The organism is Mesobacillus sp. (assembly GCF_049588175.1).
In the GTDB taxonomy this organism is placed as follows: domain Bacteria; phylum Bacillota; class Bacilli; order Bacillales; family Cytobacillaceae; genus Mesobacillus.
The window spans coordinates 1-2,666 of the sequence record NZ_JBAVFI010000701.1; the positions used below are offsets into that span (position 1 = coordinate 1).

At 37.5% G+C, this 2,666-nt stretch carries 3 protein-coding genes; 1 reads left to right on the top strand and 2 read right to left on the bottom strand.

Features of this window, described 5'->3' with window-relative positions; genetic code table 11:
- Window positions 1–107: 107 nt before the first annotated feature.
- A complete protein-coding gene (locus tag WB217_RS17040) occupies window positions 108–686 on the bottom strand; it encodes an RNA polymerase sigma factor (RefSeq protein ID WP_423994477.1) in 579 nt (192 codons plus the stop codon).
- Between the two features lie 759 nt (window positions 687–1,445).
- Between WB217_RS17040 and WB217_RS17045 the strand changes: the two genes are divergently transcribed.
- Complete coding sequence (locus tag WB217_RS17045; RefSeq protein WP_423994479.1) at window positions 1,446–1,958, top strand: hypothetical protein; 513 nt, start codon at window positions 1,446–1,448, stop codon at window positions 1,956–1,958.
- A gap of 255 nt (window positions 1,959–2,213) precedes the next feature.
- Here WB217_RS17045 and WB217_RS17050 read toward each other — a convergent pair.
- On the bottom strand, window positions 2,214–2,666 hold a 453-nt coding region (locus tag WB217_RS17050; RefSeq protein WP_423994480.1), incomplete at its 5' end, for an ABC transporter permease.

Genomic DNA, 2,666 nt, shown 5'->3' on the forward strand with positions numbered 1-2,666 from the left:
TGCCAACCTTCTCCATCCTGGCTTCATCAAATTCTCCAGCCACGAATCGCCCTGGCAAATTCTTTGAAAAATTCTCCAGTGAAACAGGGACCTGCAGCTCATCCTTTTCATATTCCATATGACTGCTCCTCCTTTTGATAGTGGCTATGCTTTTTCATGAGTTCTCCAAGCTTTTTCCTGCCACGGGACAACCTTGTTTTCACGGTATTGCTGTTTTCATTAAGAATCATGCTGATTTCCTTGACTGATAAGTTTTCAAAGTAATACAGCAGCAGCGGGACTCGCTGTTCATCCTTTAAATAAGTGATGAGCTGAAGCAATTCCTGCCTTGTTTCCTTTTCAACGGCCTTTTCCTGAGCCGACTCGGACTTCATCTTGGAGATCGCTTCTGGATTATCCTCTAGATCAGTAAATTGATTTCGCTTTTGCTTCCGATAAACGTCGATTGAACGGGTATAGACGAGCCGGTAAAACCATGCTTTAAAATGGCGGATTTCGATATCTCGCAAAATACTGAGATAGCAGTCCTCCAAGGCAATCTGGACAGCATCCTCAGCAAGCTCCCTCGAACCAAGGATCAGATAAGCCGTCTTATAAGCCGAAGAAAGCAGGTTTTCGACCAGGTGGCTGAACGCTTCCCCATCCCCTGCCCGAATTAAATTGAATAAATTCTGTTCCTCACTCAACTGGGCAACCTCCATTTTTTATTTTCACTAGTATGTCGTTCTGAATGGGTATGTTGGTTTCATTTTTCCGCAAAAAAATTTGGAAGCAGAGGGACGTACCCTTCGCTTCCTTTACAGGAGGATTCTGACTCATCATTTTAAACTTCTATAAATATATGGAAGCATAAGATACGTCCCCATGCTTCGCAGTGGTCTCAAGTGTTTACTATACCCACTAATAATAAATAACTTTATGTATAAAATAAGGTACATATAAAGAAAGAAGGTGACAACTAACGTGAAAATATTGTGGATTTTTATAATATTAGCAATTTTATCTATCCTTTCTATATATTTTTTAATCAAGAAAATGAACGTCACTAATGTCTTGGGCAGTTATTTTTTCTCCAATATTCTTATTACAAATTCTGGTGTCATTTTGAATTTAAATTTAAAATTAACAAAGCAAGATCCCTCAAGTCAATTAATTTTTTGGACACAAAAAATTCCAGAGTTATCTCTCAAGCCAGCTTTGCTTTTATGGTTAATTTATATTTTGTTCACTAAAAAATCGATTGTCAGTAAACTTATCCATCTTTTCGTATTCTTAACAGCACTAATTTGTATTGAAATCTATTTCGTTAAAATTGGTTATTTGGAATGGGTAAATTGGAATGTTCTTTATGGATATTTGAGATACAGTCTAATAATTATAGTATTAGCAATTTACTCCTTTTATTTAGATAAACTTATTAATAGTAGCATTGAGGTGAAGACTAGATGATTTTACCTCTTCCTATACAATTTGATGAGAATGAAATATTTATTATTCTTTCCACAGTTGTATCTTGGATTATCATGTTTAAATTAACCAGGCACTTATCTGCCGTTACCATTACTATTATTTGGACCTTTAATATCTTTCTTGCTCTGTTGGCCGATGTAACCATTGGTGTAAAACCAAATGACTTTTACTTTACGATAGATCATAAAACACTTGAACTATTTGATGAATTATTGCACTTTGTCACTTACCCGACCCTGCCTTACTTTGTTGTGAATTTCTATCAATATAAAAAACCTAAGGGGTCAAAGCTTCTTTTTTATATTATTTTTTGGGCAGGGGTAGCAATCACACTAGAATGGATTTCAATTAAATTCCATGTTTTTACCTATACGGGCTGGAAATTGTATTTATCCTTCTTAGTTTATTTGGTTATTTTTGCCACTAATATTTGGCTTTCGACCTTAACTGAAACGAAACACCCTATTCAACCTACTTCGACTAATTGATTCAATAAAAAAACAGCTCTATCAAAGATAGAAGCTGACTGTTCAAATGCCTATTGGAAGCAGAGGGACGCACCCTTCGCTTCCTTGACAATAGAATGATGAATCATAATAGTAAAGGATCCGATGAAAGCTTCTATAAAAAGGAAGCATAAGATACGTCCCCATGCTTCTTTGAATTTTGCATAATTTAATGGAACCGATGAAAGTACCTATAAAGAAATGGAAGCATAAGGTACGTCCCCATGCTTCCACAACCTACTCCCACTTAAACACATAACTAGCCAGTACAAACCCTCCAACTAACCAACAACCTAATACGAGAGTTTCGGTCCCTAATTGAAGGAAAGGTGTTCCAAGGTTCATCGTTTCCCTCAAAGCAGAACTCAAATGAGCTATCGGCAGGATCTTTACGATCGGCTGAATGATATCTGGCATATTACTGATTGGGAAGAACACTCCTCCAAGAAACAGCATCGGAAACGTAATAAATCCTGCAATCGGGCCTGCACTTTCCGGATTTTTCGCAATTCCGGCAATAATAAACCCAAGTGACATAAACGCAAGTGTGCCAAGTACAATGAAAAAAATCAAGGCAAGCCATGAACCAGCGACCTCTATACTAAAGACGAAATGGGCAATCAGCACGACCAGCATGGCTTGGGTTCCATTGAGCAGTAAGCGAGCCGTGATTTGAGCAGCGATGAAGGT